This is a genomic window from Providencia sp. PROV188, from assembly GCF_027595165.1.
GTDB lineage: Bacteria > Pseudomonadota > Gammaproteobacteria > Enterobacterales > Enterobacteriaceae > Providencia > Providencia lanzhouensis.
Genome location: NZ_CP097291.1, coordinates 3513746 through 3532550 on the forward strand (window position 1 = coordinate 3513746; position 18805 = coordinate 3532550).

The 18805-nt window shown below is 46.0% G+C and carries 21 protein-coding genes; 15 read left to right on the plus strand and 6 right to left on the minus strand.

What is annotated here, in order from left to right; genetic code table 11:
• Positions 1 to 20 precede the first annotated feature (20 nt).
• The 4 genes from M5X66_RS16070 (at position 21) to M5X66_RS18790 (ending at position 5008) form a co-directional block, all read left to right on the plus strand.
• Positions 21 to 2891 (plus strand): valine--tRNA ligase, encoded by a 2871-nt coding sequence (locus M5X66_RS16070; RefSeq protein WP_195848057.1) that lies wholly within the window; start codon positions 21 to 23, stop codon positions 2889 to 2891.
• Between the two features lie 163 nt (positions 2892 to 3054).
• Positions 3055 to 3558, plus strand: a complete 504-nt coding sequence (locus M5X66_RS16075) for a GNAT family N-acetyltransferase (protein ID WP_036949147.1) — start codon at positions 3055 to 3057, stop codon at positions 3556 to 3558.
• A gap of 32 nt (positions 3559 to 3590) precedes the next feature.
• Complete coding sequence (locus M5X66_RS16080) at positions 3591 to 4361, plus strand: class I SAM-dependent methyltransferase (RefSeq protein ID WP_036949144.1); 771 nt, start codon at positions 3591 to 3593, stop codon at positions 4359 to 4361.
• A complete protein-coding gene (locus tag M5X66_RS18790; RefSeq protein WP_270103732.1) occupies positions 4358 to 5008 on the plus strand; it encodes a GNAT family N-acetyltransferase in 651 nt (216 codons plus the stop codon). The genes M5X66_RS16080 and M5X66_RS18790 overlap by 4 nt, the downstream gene beginning before the upstream one ends.
• Before the next feature lie 95 nt (positions 5009 to 5103).
• Here the strand turns inward: M5X66_RS18790 and rraB are convergent, their stop codons facing one another.
• Positions 5104 to 5526 (minus strand): ribonuclease E inhibitor RraB, encoded by a 423-nt coding sequence (gene rraB / locus M5X66_RS16090; protein WP_036949139.1) that lies wholly within the window; start codon positions 5524 to 5526, stop codon positions 5104 to 5106.
• 162 nt (positions 5527 to 5688) lie between these two features.
• Between rraB and argF the strand changes: the two genes are divergently transcribed.
• Complete coding sequence (argF, locus tag M5X66_RS16095; protein ID WP_270103733.1) at positions 5689 to 6714, plus strand: ornithine carbamoyltransferase; 1026 nt, start codon at positions 5689 to 5691, stop codon at positions 6712 to 6714.
• Between the two features lie 57 nt (positions 6715 to 6771).
• Here argF and phnX read toward each other — a convergent pair whose 3' ends face one another.
• Both phnX and phnW read right to left on the minus strand, forming a co-directional pair.
• The gene (gene phnX / locus M5X66_RS16100) at positions 6772 to 7581 is read right to left on the minus strand and encodes a phosphonoacetaldehyde hydrolase (RefSeq protein ID WP_154633938.1); all 810 of its coding nucleotides are present in this window, start codon (positions 7579 to 7581) and stop codon (positions 6772 to 6774) included.
• A gap of 2 nt (positions 7582 to 7583) precedes the next feature.
• Positions 7584 to 8693: a 2-aminoethylphosphonate--pyruvate transaminase gene (gene phnW, locus M5X66_RS16105; RefSeq protein WP_108478841.1), complete on the minus strand. Its 1110-nt coding sequence runs from the start codon at positions 8691 to 8693 to the stop codon at positions 7584 to 7586.
• 150 nt (positions 8694 to 8843) lie between these two features.
• Between phnW and phnR the strand changes: the two genes are divergently transcribed.
• The 5 genes from phnR to phnV all read left to right on the plus strand — a co-directional run bounded on the left by phnR (position 8844) and on the right by phnV (position 13479).
• Positions 8844 to 9551, plus strand: a complete 708-nt coding sequence (phnR, locus tag M5X66_RS16110; RefSeq protein WP_270104037.1) for a phosphonate utilization transcriptional regulator PhnR — start codon at positions 8844 to 8846, stop codon at positions 9549 to 9551.
• 135 nt (positions 9552 to 9686) lie between these two features.
• A complete protein-coding gene (gene phnS, locus M5X66_RS16115) occupies positions 9687 to 10700 on the plus strand; it encodes a 2-aminoethylphosphonate ABC transporter substrate-binding protein (RefSeq protein WP_270104038.1) in 1014 nt (337 codons plus the stop codon).
• 7 nt (positions 10701 to 10707) lie between these two features.
• Positions 10708 to 11817, plus strand: a complete 1110-nt coding sequence (gene phnT, locus M5X66_RS16120) for a 2-aminoethylphosphonate ABC transport system ATP-binding subunit PhnT (protein WP_108478839.1) — start codon at positions 10708 to 10710, stop codon at positions 11815 to 11817.
• Position 11818: 1 nt separating this feature from the next.
• Entirely contained in the window at positions 11819 to 12679 is an 861-nt protein-coding gene (gene phnU / locus M5X66_RS16125) for a 2-aminoethylphosphonate ABC transporter permease subunit (RefSeq protein ID WP_108478838.1), read from the plus strand.
• Between the two features lie 2 nt (positions 12680 to 12681).
• The gene (gene phnV, locus M5X66_RS16130) at positions 12682 to 13479 is read left to right on the plus strand and encodes a 2-aminoethylphosphonate ABC transport system, membrane component PhnV (RefSeq protein ID WP_270103734.1); all 798 of its coding nucleotides are present in this window, start codon (positions 12682 to 12684) and stop codon (positions 13477 to 13479) included.
• 89 nt (positions 13480 to 13568) lie between these two features.
• Here phnV and M5X66_RS16135 read toward each other — a convergent pair whose 3' ends face one another.
• Entirely contained in the window at positions 13569 to 13988 is a 420-nt protein-coding gene (locus M5X66_RS16135; RefSeq protein ID WP_036949118.1) for a type II toxin-antitoxin system VapC family toxin, read from the minus strand.
• On the minus strand, positions 13985 to 14218 hold the full coding sequence (gene vapB, locus M5X66_RS16140; RefSeq protein WP_036949116.1) for a type II toxin-antitoxin system VapB family antitoxin: 234 nt from the start codon (positions 14216 to 14218) through the stop codon (positions 13985 to 13987). The genes M5X66_RS16135 and vapB overlap by 4 nt, the downstream gene beginning before the upstream one ends.
• A gap of 163 nt (positions 14219 to 14381) precedes the next feature.
• On the opposite strand from vapB, the gene M5X66_RS18795 reads away from it, so the two are divergent.
• The 5 genes from M5X66_RS18795 to M5X66_RS16165 all read left to right on the plus strand — a co-directional run bounded on the left by M5X66_RS18795 (position 14382) and on the right by M5X66_RS16165 (position 17858).
• Positions 14382 to 14531 (plus strand): hypothetical protein, encoded by a 150-nt coding sequence (locus M5X66_RS18795; protein ID WP_165906943.1) that lies wholly within the window; start codon positions 14382 to 14384, stop codon positions 14529 to 14531.
• A gap of 15 nt (positions 14532 to 14546) precedes the next feature.
• Complete coding sequence (pyrB, locus tag M5X66_RS16150; protein WP_270103735.1) at positions 14547 to 15482, plus strand: aspartate carbamoyltransferase; 936 nt, start codon at positions 14547 to 14549, stop codon at positions 15480 to 15482.
• A gap of 10 nt (positions 15483 to 15492) precedes the next feature.
• A complete protein-coding gene (gene pyrI / locus M5X66_RS16155) occupies positions 15493 to 15957 on the plus strand; it encodes an aspartate carbamoyltransferase regulatory subunit (protein ID WP_036949112.1) in 465 nt (154 codons plus the stop codon).
• Positions 15958 to 16049: 92 nt separating this feature from the next.
• A complete protein-coding gene (ridA, locus tag M5X66_RS16160) occupies positions 16050 to 16436 on the plus strand; it encodes a 2-iminobutanoate/2-iminopropanoate deaminase (protein WP_108478834.1) in 387 nt (128 codons plus the stop codon).
• 240 nt (positions 16437 to 16676) lie between these two features.
• Positions 16677 to 17858 (plus strand): MFS transporter, encoded by a 1182-nt coding sequence (locus tag M5X66_RS16165; protein ID WP_036949105.1) that lies wholly within the window; start codon positions 16677 to 16679, stop codon positions 17856 to 17858.
• On the opposite strand, the gene M5X66_RS16170 is transcribed toward M5X66_RS16165, so the two are convergent.
• Positions 17851 to 18759: a LysR family transcriptional regulator gene (locus M5X66_RS16170; protein ID WP_154610099.1), complete on the minus strand. Its 909-nt coding sequence runs from the start codon at positions 18757 to 18759 to the stop codon at positions 17851 to 17853. The genes M5X66_RS16165 and M5X66_RS16170 overlap by 8 nt on opposite strands.
• Between the last annotated feature and the right edge of the window lie 46 nt (positions 18760 to 18805).

Below are 18805 nucleotides of genomic sequence, written 5' to 3' on the forward strand. Positions count from 1 at the left end.
AAAAGAAACCAGACAACGCAATGATCGAGCCATCCCTCGATAAAACTTATAACCCAGCGGAAATCGAACAGTCCCTGTATACCCACTGGGAAAAAAGCGGTTACTTCCGCCCGAACGGTGATACCTCAAAAGACAGTTTCTGCGTCGTGATCCCACCACCGAACGTTACGGGTAGCCTGCATATGGGTCACGCCTTCCAACAAACCATTATGGATACCATGATCCGTTATCAGCGTATGCAAGGGAAAAATACCCTATGGCAGACGGGTACTGACCACGCGGGTATCGCAACTCAAATGGTGGTTGAGCGTAAAATTGCGGCTGAAGAAGGTAAAAACCGCCATGACTACGGTCGTGATGCGTTCATCGACAAAATCTGGGAATGGAAAGCAGAATCTGGCGGCACTATCTCTCAACAAATGCGCCGTTTAGGCGACTCCGTTGACTGGGATCGCGAACGCTTCACCATGGACGAAGGCTTATCTAAAGCCGTTAAAGAAGCTTTCGTTCGTATGTACAAAGAAAACTTAATCTATCGTGGTAAGCGTCTGGTTAACTGGGATCCGAAACTGCACACCGCAATTTCTGACCTGGAAGTTGAAAACCGCGAAGTTAAAGGTTCTATGTGGCACCTGCGTTATCCGCTGGCTGACGGCGCGAAAACCGCTGAAGGGAAAGACTATTTAGTGGTTGCGACCACACGTCCAGAAACCATGCTGGGTGATACTGGTGTGGCTGTTAACCCTGAAGATCCACGTTATAAAGATTTAATTGGCAAAGAAATCATTCTGCCAATCGTCAATCGCCGTATTCCAATCGTGGGTGACGAACACGCCGATATGGAAAAAGGCACCGGCTGCGTGAAAATCACCCCAGCCCATGACTTCAACGACTACGAAGTCGGTAAACGTCACCAACTGACCATGATCAACATGATGGACTTAGATGGTAACGTTCGTCATGAAGCGGAAGTGTTCGACACTAACGGCAACCCATGCACCGATTACAGCAGCGAAATTCCAGAAGCCTACCGTGGCATGGAGCGTTTCGCAGCTCGTAAAGCTATCGTCGCTGAATTTGAACAATTAGGTTTACTGGTCGAAGTCAAACCTCACGATTTAACCGTACCTTACGGTGACCGTGGTGGCGTGGTTATCGAGCCAATGCTGACTGACCAATGGTACGTGCGCACCGCGCCTTTAGCGAAAGACGCTATCAAAGCCGTTGAAGATGGTCGTATCCAATTCGTTCCGCGCCAATACGAAAACATGTATTTCTCTTGGATGCGTGATATCCAAGACTGGTGTATTTCTCGTCAATTATGGTGGGGTCACCGTATTCCAGCTTGGTATGACGACAAAGGCAATGTTTACGTGGGTCGTGATGAAGATGAAGTTCGCCGCGAAAACAACTTAGGTGCCGATGTGGCACTGCGTCAAGATGATGACGTATTAGATACGTGGTTCTCTTCTGGTCTGTGGACATTCTCAACCTTAGGCTGGCCAGAAAATACCGATGCGCTGAAAACTTTCCATCCAACGGATGTATTGGTCAGCGGCTTCGATATTATTTTCTTCTGGATTGCCCGTATGATCATGATGACCATGCATTTCATCAAAGATGAAAATGGCGAGCCACAAGTTCCATTTAAAACCGTGTATATGACAGGTCTGATCCGCGATGAAGAAGGTCAGAAAATGTCTAAATCCAAAGGGAACGTTATCGACCCGCTGGATATGATCGACGGTATTTCATTAGAAGCTTTACTGGAAAAACGTACTGGCAACATGATGCAGCCACAACTGGCTGAGAAAATTGCTAAACGTACTCGTAAAGAGTATCCAGACGGTATTGAAGCACACGGTACTGATGCCCTACGCTTTACTTTAGCGGCGCTGGCATCAACGGGTCGCGATATCAACTGGGATATGAAACGTCTGTCCGGTTACCGTAACTTCTGTAATAAATTATGGAATGCGAGCCGCTTTGTGCTGATGAATACCGAAGGTCAAGATTGCGGTCAAAACGGCGGCGAAATGAGCTTCTCATTGGCTGATCGCTGGATCATGGCGCAGTTCAACCAAACCGTGAAAGCGTACCGTGAAGCGTTAGATACTCATCGTTACGATATCGCAGCGGGTATTCTGTATGATTTCACATGGAATGAATTCTGTGACTGGTACTTAGAGCTGTCTAAACCTGCGGTTCATAAAGGTAATGAAGCCCAAGTTCGTGCGGCACGCTTCACCCTGATTGAAGTACTGGAAGGCTTACTGCGTCTGGCTCACCCAATCATTCCATTTATCACCGAAACCATCTGGCAGCGCGTGAAAGTGGTGAAAGGTATTGAAGCTGACACCATCATGCTGCAAGCATTCCCAGAATTCGATGTGGCGAAAGTAGATGAGCTGGCTCTGAGCGATTTAGAGTGGATTAAAGAAACCATCGTAGCTGTACGTAATATTCGTGCAGAAATGAACATCGCGCCAGGTAAACCATTGGATGTCATGCTGCGTAGCACCTCTGCGGATGTTGCTCGCCGTGTGACTGAGAACGAAAACTTCCTTCGTTCAATGGCGCGTTTAGCAAGCATTCGCGTGCTGGCTGAAGGCGAAGAAGCCCCAGTTTCTGTGACTAAATTAGTGGCAGGCGCTGAAGTGCTGATCCCAATGGCAGGTCTGGTTGATAAAGACGCTGAGCTGGCTCGTTTAGATAAAGAGCTGGAAAAAGTGGTGAAAGAAATTGATACCATCGAAAGCAAGCTGGCAAACGAAGGCTTTGTGAGCCGTGCTCCTGCTGCCGTGGTTGAGAAAGAGCGTGCGCGTTTAGCGGAAAATATCGAAGCGAAAGCGAAGATTGAAGCGCAAAAAGTGACCATCGCCTCTTTATAATCATTAAGCTTTAAATCTCTAGCCCTGACTTGTCATTGATGAGTTAGGGCTTTTTTGTATCTGGGTGTTGAAAAGCTTTATCACATGCTCAATATCATAATTATTGCACCAGCAAATGATGCAATTAAAAATATAAATAATGCAAATAAAAAGAGATATTCTTATGACAACAAGCACAACCTCAACTGTTCAAGTTCGTTTAATTCAACCTCAAGACAATCCAGGGATCGCCGCTGTTATTCGTGAAGTTTCCGCTGAACATGGGCTCACTGCCGATAAAGGTTTTGCGGTCGCGGATCCTATTTTAGATACGTTGTATGAAGTGTATAGCAAGCCACGTAGCGCGTACTGGGTGGTGGAAATGGACGGTAACGTGGTTGGCGGTGGCGGCATTTCACAAGTCGCTGGTGGTGATGAACATACTGCTGAATTACAAAAAATGTATCTCTCTTCTGTGCTGCGTGGAAAGGGTTTAGCCAAGCAAATCGTTTTAATGTCTTTAGAATTTGCTAAGCAGCAAGGCTATACCCGCTGTTACTTAGAAACCACCAAAGAGCTACAAGCCGCCATTAAACTGTATGAAAAACTGGGCTTCGATTTTATCGACGAACCATTAGGCAATACTGGCCATAGTGACTGCGAAATTCGCATGCTAAAAGCGCTGTAGTCCCCGCTCCCAATAAAAGGATACTGTAGCTAATGATCTCACAGTATGAAGACGCCCTTTATGAAGATCCTAAGCTCGCTCGCTTCTATGATTTAGATAACAGCTTGCAGCGGGCAGACTACGCGGCATACCTTCAGCTAGCCTCTTCAGCGTCTCATATTTTGGATTTAGGCTGCGGTACTGGCACGTTACTCACCGCCATTGCGGAGCAATATCCACACACCACGTTGGTCGGTGTCGATCCCGCGCAAGCGATGTTGGATATTGCTCAACAAAAAACCAATCACGTTCGTTGGGTGAACAGCACGGCTGAAGCGCTCTGTCTGGACATAAAATTTGATTTGATCATTTTATCTGGTCACGCCTTTCAGGTTTTTTTGACTCAAGAACAGCGTATTGCCGCATTGCAAACCATGCAGCGACATCTCACCGCCGATGGCACGATTGTATTTGATAGCCGCAATCCCACGGTTGAAGAGTGGAGAGAGTGGACACCTGAATTATCTCGTGAATCACTCTCGACCCAAGAATTTGGCGAAATCATTCTTTGGAATGATGTTGCCGAACAAAATGGCATTGTTCGCTATCAAACATTCTACCAACAAGGTGAGAGTGGCTCGATATTCCGCGCTGAATCGGATATTGCCTTTCCGACACTCAGCGACATTACTCAGGCCCTTGAATCTTGCGATTTAAAGATTCGTCATCTCTATGGCGACTGGCAACTCAATGCTTTTCAAGAGAACTCCCCTGAGATGATATTTACGCTTGAGCACACAGACCCTTTATTGGTGAAATCATGATGATGAACTCAATGATCAATAACGAGCCGCTCGTCATTGAACCTTTAGAGGAAGCAAACATTGATAGTGCTAACACGCTATTTTATGAAGCCTTTTCTTCTAAATTTAAAACCATTCACGATATGCCAGAAGCCCAGCGTCAGGGGGTGTTATCTCTATTTTGGCAACGCGGTCTGAGTGACTCCTATGATAGGCACTTTCAGGTTAAATTAAATGGCAAGCTAGTCGCCGTTTATGGCATAACTTACGGCGTAAAACGCATTCAAGAACAAGCACCTACCCCCGTGCCATTAATACAGATTCTGCGTAAAGCAGGTTTTTTCCGCTTTATGAAAATTTGGCGCATTTTCCAGTTATTTGTACACAAACCAAGAGCAGACACAGCCTATCTTTCTTACTTATGTGTCGATAATAAGTTGCGAGGTATGGGAATTGGTAATCGCGTGTTAGATCACATTGAAACCCAAGCAGCCGCAGATCCCAAGCTCACCCGAGTTTCTTTGTATGTATCTGATTTGAATACCAAGGCAAGAGAGCTTTATTTGCGCCGTGGCTATATCGATGAAAAGTATGAAACCTCTCGCACGACATTACGCTATATGGATATTTACGGCTGGCACTATATGGTGAAAAAGTTAGCATCTTGATATAAAAACAAAAAAGCACTGACGATATTCTCAATCAGTGCTTTCTTATCTTTCAATTCAGCGATATTACCCGCTATTGAAATTTGAAAAATCAATTAGTGAACGCGATTTTCGGACTCATCGTCCCCTTCGTCGTCGCCGTCTTCATCATCATATTCTGCGTCTGGATCTTCAAAATAGGTGCCCCAACCATCGTAGTTCACACCGATTTTTTCTGCTAATTTCATTAACTGCTCAACTTGCGCGTCGATCAATTCTGCATTTAACGCACTTTCGCTGATCACATCGCAACACATCAAGGTTTCACCGGTTTCAATTTCCAGTTCTTCCGCATCAGTCACTTCATAACCCAGTTTGAATGCTTCAACAGCCGCTTTTTCTAACAATTCAAAATTGTCCGCAGAGAAGTGATGCTCAATCGCGTACAGCGCATCAGGATCACTTCCATCTTCCAGTAACTCTTCAATGATCAGGCGAGTTTCTTCGTACTGCGCATCAAATTCAGCTTTATCTACCATCTCCACACCCCTTGTTCCGTGGTATTAGTCTCCGGCTCATTCTCCCATAGGGTCGAGGGTGAAACCATACCTAATAAAATAATTTCTTTTGCATGAGGGGTTGATTTTGAATTTTTATGAATATAAATTGAATATTAATTCAATTATAAAAGGCTGTGATTTATGAACTCCCTACATGGAAAGCATTTTTTAAGACTATTGGATTTTACCTCTAACGATATTCATGCATTATTAAAACTCTCCGCTTGGCTAAAATTAGCCAAAAAATCTGGCACTGAGCCACCTTTATTATCGGGTAAGAATTTTGCGCTGATCTTCGAGAAAGATTCAACACGGACGCGCTGCGCATTTGAAGTGGGTGCTTTCGATCAAGGGGCGAGAGTCACCTATCTTGGACCATCAGGCAGCCAGATTGGGCACAAAGAGACCATGAAAGATACCGCCAGAGTGCTGGGGCGGATGTACGATGGTGTGCAATATCGGGGTTACGCGCAAAGCACCGTCGAAACATTAGCGCAGCATGCGGGAGTGCCTGTCTGGAATGGATTAACTAACGAATTCCATCCCACACAGTTATTAGCCGATTTGCTTACCATTCAAGAATATAAGCCCAATACACCGCTTTCTGACATCAAATTCGCCTACCTCGGGGATGCGCGTAACAATATGGGAAATTCGATGCTAGAAGCCGCCGCCCTCACGGGGATGGAGCTGCGTTTAGTGGCACCAAAAAGCTGTTGGCCAGAGGCTGAATTAATTGAAGAGTGCCAGAAAATCGCCAAAACCACCGGCGGAAAAATTATTCTGACTGAAAACGTGGCTGAAGGCGTTAAAGACGCTGATTTTCTGTATACCGATGTCTGGGTTTCGATGGGAGAACCTAAAGAAGTCTGGGCGCAACGCATTGCTTTAATGAAACCCTACCAAGTGAATATGGACGTAATCAAACAGACAGGTAACCCAGACGTGAAATTCTTACACTGCCTGCCTGCGTTTCATAATGAAGACACCACATTAGGCGCTCAGCTTGCCAAAGAGTTTAATCTTTATGGCGGGCTGGAAGTGACGGAAGAGGTGTTTGAATCCCCTTACAGTATCGTTTTCGACCAAGCGGAAAACCGCCTGCACACTATTAAAGCGGTAATGGTAGCGACAATTGCGCCTGAATTACCGATAAATATATTCTAAATCTACCGACCAAGTAGACCCCCTACTTGGTCAGTTTGAATGGAGACTTAAGTCTCGCTACGGTCTTTCACCGTTTGCTAATCTCACGTTGATTTCGTCAATCACACGAGGAAGATCCGCCAGCGTATCAATCACATAATGGGCTCCCGCTGCATACAGTTTATCCGCAGCCTGCTGGCGTAATGGGGAAATTTCTTCTTGGCTCATACCTTGATATTCATCCCATGTTTTACCAAATTCATTACCCGAAATAGCCAGACCAATACTCCACATTCCCGCATTACGTCCCTCTTCAATGCCCGGCACTGCATCATCCACCTTCACACAATGGGAGACGGAATTGACCGACAGTTCAATCACATTTTGCAGCGCCATCCACGGCCCCGGACGTCCGCCAGCCGCTAGGTCATCACTGGCAATCCAGCAATCGGGCTGATACCCCAATTTAGCGGCTGCCGGAACCAGCTTTTCCATCACCGCCCTTGGGTAACCTGAACAAGAGCCTATTTTGATCCCCTGCTCACGCAGCGTTACAATCGTGCTGACAACTCCGTCGATTGGCGCTGCAAAATCGACAACTTTGGCAATCTGTAACGGCATAAACGTTTGGTAGATAGCATCGATATCTTCGCTGGTCATTGAGCGTCCAAACTTTGCCTGCCACATGGCATCAATCTCTGGTAATTTTCCTAACGCTTCAATATGTTGCCATTTTCCTAATCCCATCGGGATACGAGCTTGCGCCAGTGTAATATCCATATCAAACGCGACTTTAAATGCTTCGATAAAAATTTGCGTCGGTGCAAAAGAGCCAAAATCCACCGTCGTTCCTGCCCAATCCAATATAACAGCTTCAATACGGTTCATGATTAATCCTTATTTTTCCAATACATCGCATTCTTAATTGCCACCAATAGCGCATCAATATTGTGCGGATACACTTCCCCAATATTGCCAATACGGAAACAATCACTCTTTGAGACTTTCCCCGGATAGATCACAAACCCTTGGGCTTTGAGCTGCTGATAAAATTGGTTAAATTGATAATCTTCGGCATCTGGCGAATAAAATGCCGTGATAATCGGCGATTGTTGACTATCGTCTAATAATGTACGAAATCCTAACTGGCGCATGCCTTCCACCAGCTTGCGCTGATTTTGCTGATAACGCTGGAAACGGGCGCTCACTCCACCTTCTTGAGCTAGCTCTTTCAGTGCTTGAGCGAAAGCCAGCACCGTGTGAGTTGGGGAAGTAAAGCGCCATTTCCCATGAAATTGCTCCATACAGCGCCATTGTGCATACAGGTCAAGGGATAAAGAACACGAGCGTCCTGCACATTTTTCCAGTTCACTGGTACGCGCTATCACAAACCCAAACCCCGGAACCCCTTGGATACATTTGTTGGCCGAGCTGATCAGAAAATCAATATTCAGTGCCCCCACATCCAGTGGGATCCCCCCGAAACTGCTCATCGCATCCACGATATAGCGTTTTTGATAGCGCTTGGCTAATACCGCCACTTGCTCTATCGGGTTTAAAATACCGGTGGTGGTTTCACAGTGCACCATCGCAATATGGCTGATTTGGCTATCTTGCTGTAGAAGCTGCTCAATCACTGCCACATCGGGCTTAGCCACTTCACCGCAATCATAAACATGGTGTGAAATGCCCATTAACTGCGCCATTTCTGCCATTCGCGCCCCATAAGCGCCATTGCTGACAATCAGGATTTTATCTTGTGGTGCGAGTACCGATCCCAGCACCGCTTCCACGGCGTAGCTCCCACTCCCTTGGAGTAATACGCTGGTATACCCCGTTTGGATTGTCGCTAATTCAACTAGCTGTTGGCGAATACGTTGCACTACCTCTAAGTTGTAATCATCGTCCCATGTGCAGCTATCAAACAGCATAGCCTCTTTCACGGTTTGCGACGTGGTCAAAGGTCCCGGTGTTAACAGCAGATATTGATTCATTGTCATTTAAATTCACCATTGGTCTATACCAGATTGATATTATAATGACGGCAGATGAACAAGAAGGTCAAAGGAAAAGACGCCCTGCAACAAAAAATTCATATTGGCGTGTATAATGGATAAAAAATTTTGCGACGAAAAACGGATACATTATCGATGGATGAACAGCCACAGTACCTTCTTATCAAAGCTCAATTACAAGCAAGAATTCAGAGCGGCGCGCTGAAAAGTGGCGATAAACTGCCCTCTGAGCGCGAACTGTGTGCCATCTTCAATACCACTCGTGTCACTATTCGAGAAAGCTTGGCACAGTTAGAATCTAGCGGTGCAATTTACCGTTCTGAGCGCCGAGGCTGGTTTGTGACTCCCGAGCGTTTATGGCTCGACCCAACGCAAAATACCAACTTCCATAAACTGTGTTTAGAACAAGGTCGCCAGCCCAAAACTAAGCTGTTAGAAGGGAAAGTTGTCACCGTGCCTGTCGAAGCCATGACGCCACTGCAATTGCAGCCTTTCGAACAAATCTACCTACTCACTCGCCTGCGTTATGCAGACGATCGCTCCGTCTGCTACAGCGAAAATCACTGTCTTCCCGCTCGTGTACCGGAGCTATTAAGCCATGACCTGAATGGCAGCCTCACCGAAGTGTATGAGCAGCAATATGATTTGATTTACACCAGCATGCACTTATCGTTTTATCCCACTGCCATGCCACCGCAGGCGGCCAGCGCATTAGGGGTTGCAGTCGGGCGCCCAGCCCTGCTATTGCAACGTTTAAACTACGATCAACACGGGCGAATTCTGGATTATGATGTGGAATATTGGCGTCATGATAGCCTACGCATCGAGGTCGATACCCTCTAACTTCCACTTCAAAAATAAATTTTTGCTTTCTCGGTAGATTTCATTTTTCTGTCACATAAACCCGTTAGCGTAAAAACACTGGTATATACCAGATAACTTTAACGACTAACTGGAGAACTGGAGATGAAACGTAAAATGAAGCCTACCCCTCTTGCTGTGTTACTCCTTGCCGCCCTAGGCTCTACCTCGATTTTTGCCGCCCCTGTCGTCACGGTTTACTCCGCAGATGGTCTTCATGATGGCAATAACAGCTGGTATCAAGCGCAGTTTGATGCTTTTACCCAGCAAACAGGGATTAAAGTGCAGTACATCGAAGGCGGCTCCGGTGCTATCGTTGAGCGTTTAGCCAAAGAACGCACTAACCCACAAGCGGATGTGCTCGTCACTGTTCCCCCGTTTATCCAACGTGCCGCTAAAACCGAATTACTGGCAAAATTCACACCGGATGCCGCGGTAAGTATTCCTAACTCAACGGAGTACTACACCCCCATCGTGAATAACTACCTGACCTTTATCTATAACGACAAACTGCTCAAAGCTCCACCAGCAACGTGGAATGAACTCCTCGACGCCCGTTTTAAAAATAAACTGCAATATTCCACACCGGGACAAGCGGGAGATGGTACCGCCGTCATGCTGCAAGTGTTCCATAGCTTCGGTGGCAAAGAAGCCGGTTTTGATTACCTCGGTAAATTACAAGCCAACAACGTCGGTCCATCCGCCTCAACAGGGAAATTAACCGCGTTAGTGAACAAAGGCGAGCTGTACGTCGCCAACGGCGATTTGCAGATGAACCTTTCTCAAATGGAACGAAATCCGAACGTGAAAATCTTTTGGCCAGCCGATGAAAAAGGCGAACGCAGCGCGCTGGTTCTGCCTTACGTTGTGGGCTTAGTCAATAACGGTCCTGAAACTGAAAATGGCAAAAAGCTGATTAACTTTCTGTTAGACAAACAAGCCCAAAGCCACGTTAGTGAACTGTCATGGGGAATGCCGGTACGCTCAGATTTGACGCCAAACGATCCGCAATTCCATAAAGCCACTGAAATCCTCAAAGGCGTCAAAACATGGCAACCGAATTGGGACGATGTTGAAGTGTCTCTTTCGAACGATATTACCCGTTGGCACAAAGTGACTGAAAGCGAGTAAATGAGTTATGTTGATGAAAAGAAAGATAGAAACACCAAGCCAGCGCGCTGACCATTCAGGTATTGTACTGGAATCTCTGCGGGTTTCTTACCATAACAATGTGGTACTCAAGCCGTTATCTCTGACCATCGAACCTGGCGAAATACTAGTGTTGATTGGCCCTTCAGGCTCCGGTAAAACCACCGTGTTACGGTCAATTGCAGGCTTTGCACAACCGGATAGTGGACGCATTTTAATGGGTGATACGGACATCACCCACCTTCCTCCATATCAACGGGGGCTGGGCATGGTAGTACAAAACTATGCCCTCTTCCCCCATATGAAAGTGGAAGATAATGTTGCTTTTGGCTTACGCGCCCAAAAACAGCCTAAAGCGCTGATCAAAGAGCGAGTGGCAGAGGCATTAAACATTGTCGGTATGAGCGACTATGCCTCCCGCTACCCGCATCAGTTATCCGGTGGACAGCAGCAGCGTGTTGCCATCGCCCGCGCTATAGCTGTTCGCCCACGAGTACTTTTACTCGATGAGCCGTTATCTGCCCTCGATGCGCAAATTCGCCATAATATGGTGGAAGAGATTGCAAGGCTGCACCGCGAATTACCTGAGCTGACCATTTTGTACGTCACCCATGACCAAACTGAAGCGCTCGCCTTAGGGGATAAAATTGGCATCATGAAAGATGGCTATTTGGTGGCACACGGAGAGAAAAATGACCTATACCATCGCCCACCTAACCGCTTTGCCGCCGAGTTTTTAGGTCGTGCCAATATTCTGTCGGCAACTGCCTTGGGCTTTTCCTCCATGCCTTCCCAAGTCAGTGTGAGCTGTGGCGGTACGCTTATTGAAGCGCAAACTCAAGGAATGCAGCACAATAGCCGCAAATTAATCTGTATTCGCCCGCAACATATTAGCCTCACCCCACGAGCAGATACCTCAAACCAGTTACACGCCACCTTACAATCTATCCGCTGGCAGGGGGATATTACCCATTTATTGTGTGATGTGGCTGGGGAAAAGGTGACGGTTGCTGTCACCCATTTATCCCCGTTACCGCAAGCCGGAGATAAACTCACGCTGTGGTTTTCTCCCTCCGATACTGTGTTGATTGAGGAATAATATGTCGGCTATCAACCTGTCTAAGCCATCATCCATAAACCTAAAACCGTTTTATTGGATAGCGCCACCGCTGCTCGTTTTAGCGACGTTATTTTTCTACCCGCTGATGCTGATTGGCGAGCAAGCCATTCAAAGCCCCACTGGTGGCGTAAGCTTAGAAACATTCTGGCAAGTAATTGAATCTCGTCGGTTTATTAGCGGGCTATTTAATACGCTACAAATTGCCTTTTTTGCCACTCTCGGTTGCTTGGTGCTTGGCTCGGTTCTATCCCTGATTTTGGTATTTATTCCTTTTCCTGGAAGCCGTTTTATTACCCAAGTCATTGATACCTTTATCGCACTCCCGACTTTTTTGATCACTCTCGCGTTTACCTTTATTTATGGTTCGGCGGGGTTACTTAATGGCACATTAATGGCGCTGTTTGATTTTGAACTGCCCCCCGTGGACTTTTTGTACTCGATTAATGGCGTGATTTTGGCGGAGATCACCGTCTTTACTCCGCTCGTGATGCGCCCTCTTATGGCGGCACTACGCCAAATCGATAAAAGCCAGTTAGAAGCCGCCAGCATTTTAGGGGCGCCCCCTGCCCGCGTGATCAGCCAAGTGATTTTTCCGGCGGCACTTCCTGCATTACTCGCAGGTGGCAGCTTATGTTTGCTTCTGACCACCAACGAATTTGGCATCGTGCTGTTTATTGGGGCAAAAGGGGTGAATACCTTGCCGATGATGGTCTACAGCAAAGCGATTCTAGAATCTGATTACAGCGTCGCGTGCATGATAGCGCTAATTAATATTCTGCTGTCTGTGGGGCTATTTAGCCTATATCGCATGGCAACAACCCGTTTCGGAGTGAAAAAATAACCATGTTAATTTGGTCTAAAACTGGGCGAGCCATTTCAACCGCCATCGCCATCACGCTGTTTTCTTGCTTGTTTTTGCTGCCATTAGTGATGATTTTAATGTCCAGCTTTAGCCGACAATGGAACGGTATTTTACCCTCCGGTTTTACCTTCGAACATTTTGTGAATGCGTTTCAAGGACCTGCATGGGAAGCAATTCTATCCAGCCTGATTATTGGCTTTTGTGCCAGTCTGTTTGCACTATTTTGCGGTTTGTGGGCAGCCCTAGCCTTACGCCGCCATAGTGCCAGAGTACAAAAATATCTGGGTATCGCGTTCTATTTACCGAGTGCCATTCCATCGGTTTCAATTGGATTGGGGATCTTAGTGGCATTTAGCCAAGGCTATTTGCAGATGAACGGCACCTTCTGGATTGTTTTTTCCGCCCATTTTGTTCTGATTTCAGCGTTCACCTTCAGCAATGTCTCTACAGGATTAACCCGCATTTCTGCGGACATTGAGAATGTGGCATTCAGTTTAGGCGCTTCCCCGTGGTATCGCCTGTGCCATATCACCCTACCGCTGTTGATGCCGTGGATGATTTCCGCTGTAGCCTTGAGCCTGTCTTTGTCCCTCGGCGAGTTGGGTGCCACCATGATGCTGTATCCCCCAGGCTGGGCAACATTGCCAGTGTCAATTTTCAGCCTTACCGACCGCGGAAATATTGCCGACGGCTCCGCACTGACTATTGTCCTAGTCGCGATCACACTACTGTTGATGATGAAATTGGAGAGAGTGGCAAAGAGATTGGGGCAGAGGTAAGTAGCGAAAAGATAATATAAAAACAAAGCCCTAAATGGGCTTTATAAACGTAATGGCTATATCCAATAAATTAAACACTAATTTAATAATTATGGCTGCAACCAATCTTCTAGTTTCAATCCCAAAACTCGAGAAAACTCTCGGGTATTGTTAGTTACCAATATAGAGTTAGTTGCTAATGCATGACCGGCTATTGCAGTGTCATTATTTCCAATAGGCGTTCCTGCTTCGGTTAATGCTTTCTTAATTGCAGTTGTTGCATCAATCGCATCTTTATCCCAAGCGAGAATCCCATCAAGACGCTCACAAAATGCATCGACTAAAAAATTATGCTTAGGCGAGGCTTTCTTACCTATTGCACCAAAGCGCATTTCTGAGTAAGTAATCGCAGATATAACAATAGAATGTCGATGCATAACACAATCTTGCAGTTTCTGTAGTAGATACATGGGTTGCTCTCTCATAATGAAAGAGCAAATATTGGTATCAAGCATGTAGAGTTTTGTCACAAAACTATCCTTCCATCTTCAATCACGTCTTCACGTTCAAGTAAGAAATCTTTGTCTGCTTTATCTTCATCTCTTAGTGATAGCCAATTAGGTTTAACTGGACGAAGAATAATACGATTCCCTTCACGACTAATCTCTAATTCATTTACACCTTCAAAATCAATATCTTTAGGTAAACGAACTGCGCGATTATTACCATTTTTAAATACAGCAACAATTTTAGTTACCATAATTCCTCCTTAAATGCCGAAAGAATAAACATATGTTGAGTATATGCCCACTCATACATATGTCAACATATGCTAAAAACAAAAAATTCCATTTTTCTGTTAGCAAACGCTTGCGTCATTGTGCCACACGCGTATAATGCGCCACAATTTGCCGGGAGAAACCATGAACGCTGCTGCTCTATTTTTGAAAGAGAACACCGACACCGCACTGCCATCACGCGGTCAGGACAGCCTGTTTTTCCCCGCCGTATTGATAAAAAAGCCCCTCATTGAGGGGCTTTTTTTTGGCCTACTAGATAGCAAGTCTTGCTGATACAGGAGAATCACGATGCCGAATCCGTTATATCACCGCAACATAATCTCAATTAACGATTTAGATAAAACTGACCTTGAATTAGTCCTTAAGGTGGCAGCTTCATTAAAACAGCAGCCTCAACCTGAGTTTCTGAAGCATAAAGTTATCGCCAGCTGTTTCTTCGAAGCATCGACGCGTACCCGTCTGTCATTCGAAACCGCCATTCATCGTTTAGGGGCATCTGTCGTCGGCTTCTCTGATAGCGCCAACACCTCATTAGGTAAGAAAGGCGAGACGCTTGCAGACACCATTTCCGTTATCAGCCAGTATGTTGATGCGATTGTGATGCGCCACCCACAAGAAGGTGCCGCGCGTTTAGCCAGCCAATTCTCAGGTTCCGTTCCGATTATCAACGCAGGGGATGGCTCTAACCAACATCCTACCCAAACCCTGTTAGACCTGTTTACTATCCAAGAAACTCAAGGCCGCTTAGAGAACCTGAAAATCGCGATGGTCGGTGACCTGAAATATGGCAGAACGGTGCATTCACTGACTCAAGCGCTATCGAAGTTTGAAGGTAATCACTTCTACTTTATTTCCCCTGAAGTGTTGTCGATGCCAGCTCATATCCTAAATATTCTGGATGAAAAAGGGGCGACTTACAGCCTGCATAACAATGTCGATGAAGTGATCCCTGAAGTGGATATTCTGTATATGACTCGCGTCCAAAAAGAGCGTTTAGACCCATCAGAATATGCCAACGTCAAAGCACAATTTATTCTGCGCGCTCAAGACCTGCACAGTGCCAAAGATAATTTAAAAGTGCTGCACCCGCTTCCGCGTATCGATGAAATTACCGTGGATGTGGATAGCACCCCTTACGCTTATTACTTCCAGCAAGCAGGGAATGGGATTTACGCGCGCCAAGCGCTGCTGTCTCTGGTATTAAATAAAGAACTGGCAATCTGAGGAGAAGACCATGACACACGACCATAAATTACAAGTTGAAGCCATCCGTTGCGGCACTGTCATCGACCATATCCCTGCTCAAATTGGATTCAAATTACTGAAGCTGTTTAAGCTCACCAAAACCGATGAGCGCATCACTATCGGGCTGAATTTACCTTCTAGCAATATGGGCAAAAAAGACATTATCAAAATCGAAAATACTTTTTTAACCCCAGAGCAAGCGAACCAATTAGCGATGTATGCACCGGAAGCTACTGTTAATCGTATTGAAGATTATCAAGTGGTGGAAAAATTAGACCTAAAATTACCAGAGCAAATCGACAGCGTGCTGGTGTGCCCAAACAGCAACTGTATTAGCCATAATGAGCCGGTTTCTAGCAGTTTCCGCATTAAAAAACGCGCGAAACATGTGGCATTAACCTGCAAATTCTGTGAAAAAGAGTTCGATAGAGACGCCGTGATCAATAATCAGTAAGGTATTTAGGCGTAGACTGCGTCTTTGTGTGGATGCCGTTCCATGTCTATAATAGCGTCCAAACCCTTTTTTACGTGATAAACGGAGAAATTATGTCATACGAAATCAGCACCGAAAATGCACCAGCCGCTATTGGTCCTTACGTTCAAGGCGTCGATTTAGGCAGTATGGTTATGACTTCAGGTCAAATTCCTGTTGATCCAAAAACCGGTAATGTTCCTGAAGATATCGCAGCACAAACTCGTCAATCACTGGCGAACGTGAAAGCGATTTTAGAAAAAGCAGGTCTGGGCGTTGCCAACATCGTAAAAACCACCGTTTTTGTGAAAGATTTAAATGATTTCGGTACCGTTAACGCCACTTACGAAGAGTTTTTCAAACAACATAATGCGTCATTCCCTGCGCGTTCTTGCGTTGAAGTTGCGCGTCTGCCAAAAGATGTGAAAATCGAAATCGAAGCTATCGCAGTACGTAAATAGTTTTATTCAGTTTCAGATTGTCAGTCTGATAGCCTGCTAACCCATTGTCAGCAGGCTTTTTTTCATCATATAAAACTGCTCAACTAAAAATAGCAACCCGCTTTTAGGCTATTCTCTGTATCCCAAAATGCCCTTCTCTTTTTCTCGCTGTTTTGTCACGATAACCCTCGGGATATATCCGCAACATCACTTTATGACTTATTCAATTCAGGACAATGTTTAGCCCCTGCGGATACCTATATGCAAAATAAAATACGTTTATTACTGCTCAGCCTGTCACTGGCTGTGTTTGGCGTGATCACCACCGAAGTGGCGGTGATTGGTTTATTACCACAATTAACTCAGCAGCTTCATATCACAGCGCCACAAGTTGGTTTTCTCGTCAGTATCTACGCAGTGGTAGTGGCCATTTCAGGACCTTTTATCACGCTATTGCTCGGGCGTTTTAATCGCAAAACCGTTCTGTTGGTCATTATGATGCTATTTATTATCTCCAATAGTATTTATGCCCTCACCGAAAACTATCATATGATTTTGGTGTTTAGAGTTTTACCCGCACTGACCCATGCGGTCTTTTTTGCCATCGCCCTAAACCTTGCAGCCAATGCCATGCCGCCCGAAAAATCTGCCAAGGGCGTGGCCATTGTGTTTTCCGGTGTCGCGGTGGGGATGGTTTTGGGATTACCCCTCAGTGCCTTTATTGCAGAAGCCTTTTCCCTGACTGCCGCCTTTTGGTTCGGCGCGTTAACCAGTTTGCTAGCATTTATGGGGATCGCCATTCATGTGCCGTCAACTCCCGTCACCACACCGCTGAAAGTCCGTGAACAAGTAGCGATTTTAAAACGTTTGCCTGTTTGGTTATGCATATTGACGGTGACACTGATTTTCAGCGCGATGTTCGCGAGTTTCAGTTATATCGCCGATTATCTGATCAAAATCACTGGATTTTCGAACAATGCGACCAGCACACTATTGGTGGTGTTCGGCGTCAGCGGGTATATCGGTAACTTTATTTTTAGCCACTTTCTACAGCGCAGCCAAACTGCGACCACCTTGCGTTATCCCGTGTTATTCGGGGTGATTTATTTCGCAGTTTGGCTCTTTGGGCATCAGCCGATAGTGATGGTGGCGTTGGTGATTTTATGGGGCGCTTTCCATACATCCGGTTTAATCATCAGCCAAAGTTGGTTAATGAAAGAAGCCAATTCAGCCCCTGAGTTTGCCAATAGCCTGTATATTTCATTCTCAAATTTAGGGATCACCATTGGCACTATGATTGGAGGCTGGGCGATTTTATATGCAGGGGTTGCTGCCATTATTTGGGTGGGAATTGCGTTTTCTGTCCTGGCATTAATCAGCATTTGGGTAAAAGTGAAGCTAACCCATTCGGCGCCAGCACTCGCTTGCCATTCCCTTAATTAAATTGCCCTTCTTTTGCCGCCTTAAGCAACATATCAATCACATAGCGTGTTTTTGGCGGCATACTACGCCCTTTCGGCCACAACAGATTAATCGGCGTTTCATAGCCTTCAGACTCTGGCAAAATGCGCTGTAATTGCTGGTTTTTCAGATAATCATCGACCAACCACAATGGTAACTGAGCAATCCCTTTTCCTTGAAGCACCGCTTGGAGCATCGCATCGCCATCAGCGAGTTCATAAAAAGGGCGTGGAGCATACTGGATGACAGTTCCTTCTTCACATAAGCGCCAATAGAAAGGTGCTCCTTGTCGGATCCCCACAATGCAGCGATGATTCTCCAGCTCTTGAAGATGCTGAGGCGCCCCGTATTTTTCAAGATACTCTGGCGATGCACACAGGACTTGGTTTTGTGTGGTTAACTGCCGAGCCACAAGGTGAGCGCTGTCGGGTAAAGGGCCAATACGCACCATCAAATCCAAACCTTCCTCGAGGGCATCCACAAACTGCTCATTAAATGAAACGCTCAACATCAATTGGGGCTGCTCATCCATCAATTGCATCAAAATAGGCATAACGCATTTACGCCCAAATGCGGCAGGGAGATCTAGACGCAGCTTACCCATCAAGGTATGGGTATTCTCTTGGAGCTGCTGACCTGCTTTATCTAATAAATCCAGCGCGGCTGAGCATTCATGGAAATAGTGCTCTCCTTCCGTGGTCAACGAAATTCCCCGCGTGGTTCGGATTAATAGGCTAATACCCAAATGTTCTTCGAGCTTAGTGACACGCTTGCCGACGGCGGATTTGGTGATCCCTAAACGCTCTGCCGCTTCCGTGAAACTCCCTGATTGAACCGTCGCCACAAATGCAGTAATACCGGTGAGTGAATGGATGGGGATCATAATGCGCTTTTTAACCTCATCAACTGCTAGCCTGCCGCTTTTTTTT

Bases quoted from the DNA above. Each gene is read 5' to 3' on its own strand.
- M5X66_RS16070 (WP_195848057.1), top strand. From the start codon at position 21: ATGATCGAGCCATCCCTCGATAAAACTTATAACCCAGCGGAAATCGAA.
- M5X66_RS16075 (WP_036949147.1), top strand. From the start codon at position 3,055: ATGACAACAAGCACAACCTCAACTGTTCAAGTTCGTTTAATTCAACCT.
- M5X66_RS16080 (WP_036949144.1), top strand. From the start codon at position 3,591: ATGATCTCACAGTATGAAGACGCCCTTTATGAAGATCCTAAGCTCGCT.
- M5X66_RS18790 (WP_270103732.1), top strand. From the start codon at position 4,358: ATGATGATGAACTCAATGATCAATAACGAGCCGCTCGTCATTGAACCT.
- rraB (WP_036949139.1), bottom strand. From the start codon at position 5,526: ATGGTAGATAAAGCTGAATTTGATGCGCAGTACGAAGAAACTCGCCTG.
- argF (WP_270103733.1), top strand. From the start codon at position 5,689: ATGAACTCCCTACATGGAAAGCATTTTTTAAGACTATTGGATTTTACC.
- phnX (WP_154633938.1), bottom strand. From the start codon at position 7,581: ATGAACCGTATTGAAGCTGTTATATTGGATTGGGCAGGAACGACGGTG.
- phnW (WP_108478841.1), bottom strand. From the start codon at position 8,693: ATGACAATGAATCAATATCTGCTGTTAACACCGGGACCTTTGACCACG.
- phnR (WP_270104037.1), top strand. From the start codon at position 8,844: ATGGATGAACAGCCACAGTACCTTCTTATCAAAGCTCAATTACAAGCA.
- phnS (WP_270104038.1), top strand. From the start codon at position 9,687: ATGAAGCCTACCCCTCTTGCTGTGTTACTCCTTGCCGCCCTAGGCTCT.
- phnT (WP_108478839.1), top strand. From the start codon at position 10,708: ATGTTGATGAAAAGAAAGATAGAAACACCAAGCCAGCGCGCTGACCAT.
- phnU (WP_108478838.1), top strand. From the start codon at position 11,819: ATGTCGGCTATCAACCTGTCTAAGCCATCATCCATAAACCTAAAACCG.
- phnV (WP_270103734.1), top strand. From the start codon at position 12,682: ATGTTAATTTGGTCTAAAACTGGGCGAGCCATTTCAACCGCCATCGCC.
- vapB (WP_036949116.1), bottom strand. From the start codon at position 14,218: ATGGTAACTAAAATTGTTGCTGTATTTAAAAATGGTAATAATCGCGCA.
- M5X66_RS18795 (WP_165906943.1), top strand. From the start codon at position 14,382: ATGAACGCTGCTGCTCTATTTTTGAAAGAGAACACCGACACCGCACTG.
- pyrB (WP_270103735.1), top strand. From the start codon at position 14,547: ATGCCGAATCCGTTATATCACCGCAACATAATCTCAATTAACGATTTA.
- pyrI (WP_036949112.1), top strand. From the start codon at position 15,493: ATGACACACGACCATAAATTACAAGTTGAAGCCATCCGTTGCGGCACT.
- ridA (WP_108478834.1), top strand. From the start codon at position 16,050: ATGTCATACGAAATCAGCACCGAAAATGCACCAGCCGCTATTGGTCCT.
- M5X66_RS16165 (WP_036949105.1), top strand. From the start codon at position 16,677: ATGCAAAATAAAATACGTTTATTACTGCTCAGCCTGTCACTGGCTGTG.
- M5X66_RS16170 (WP_154610099.1), bottom strand. From the start codon at position 18,759: ATGATCCCCATCCATTCACTCACCGGTATTACTGCATTTGTGGCGACG.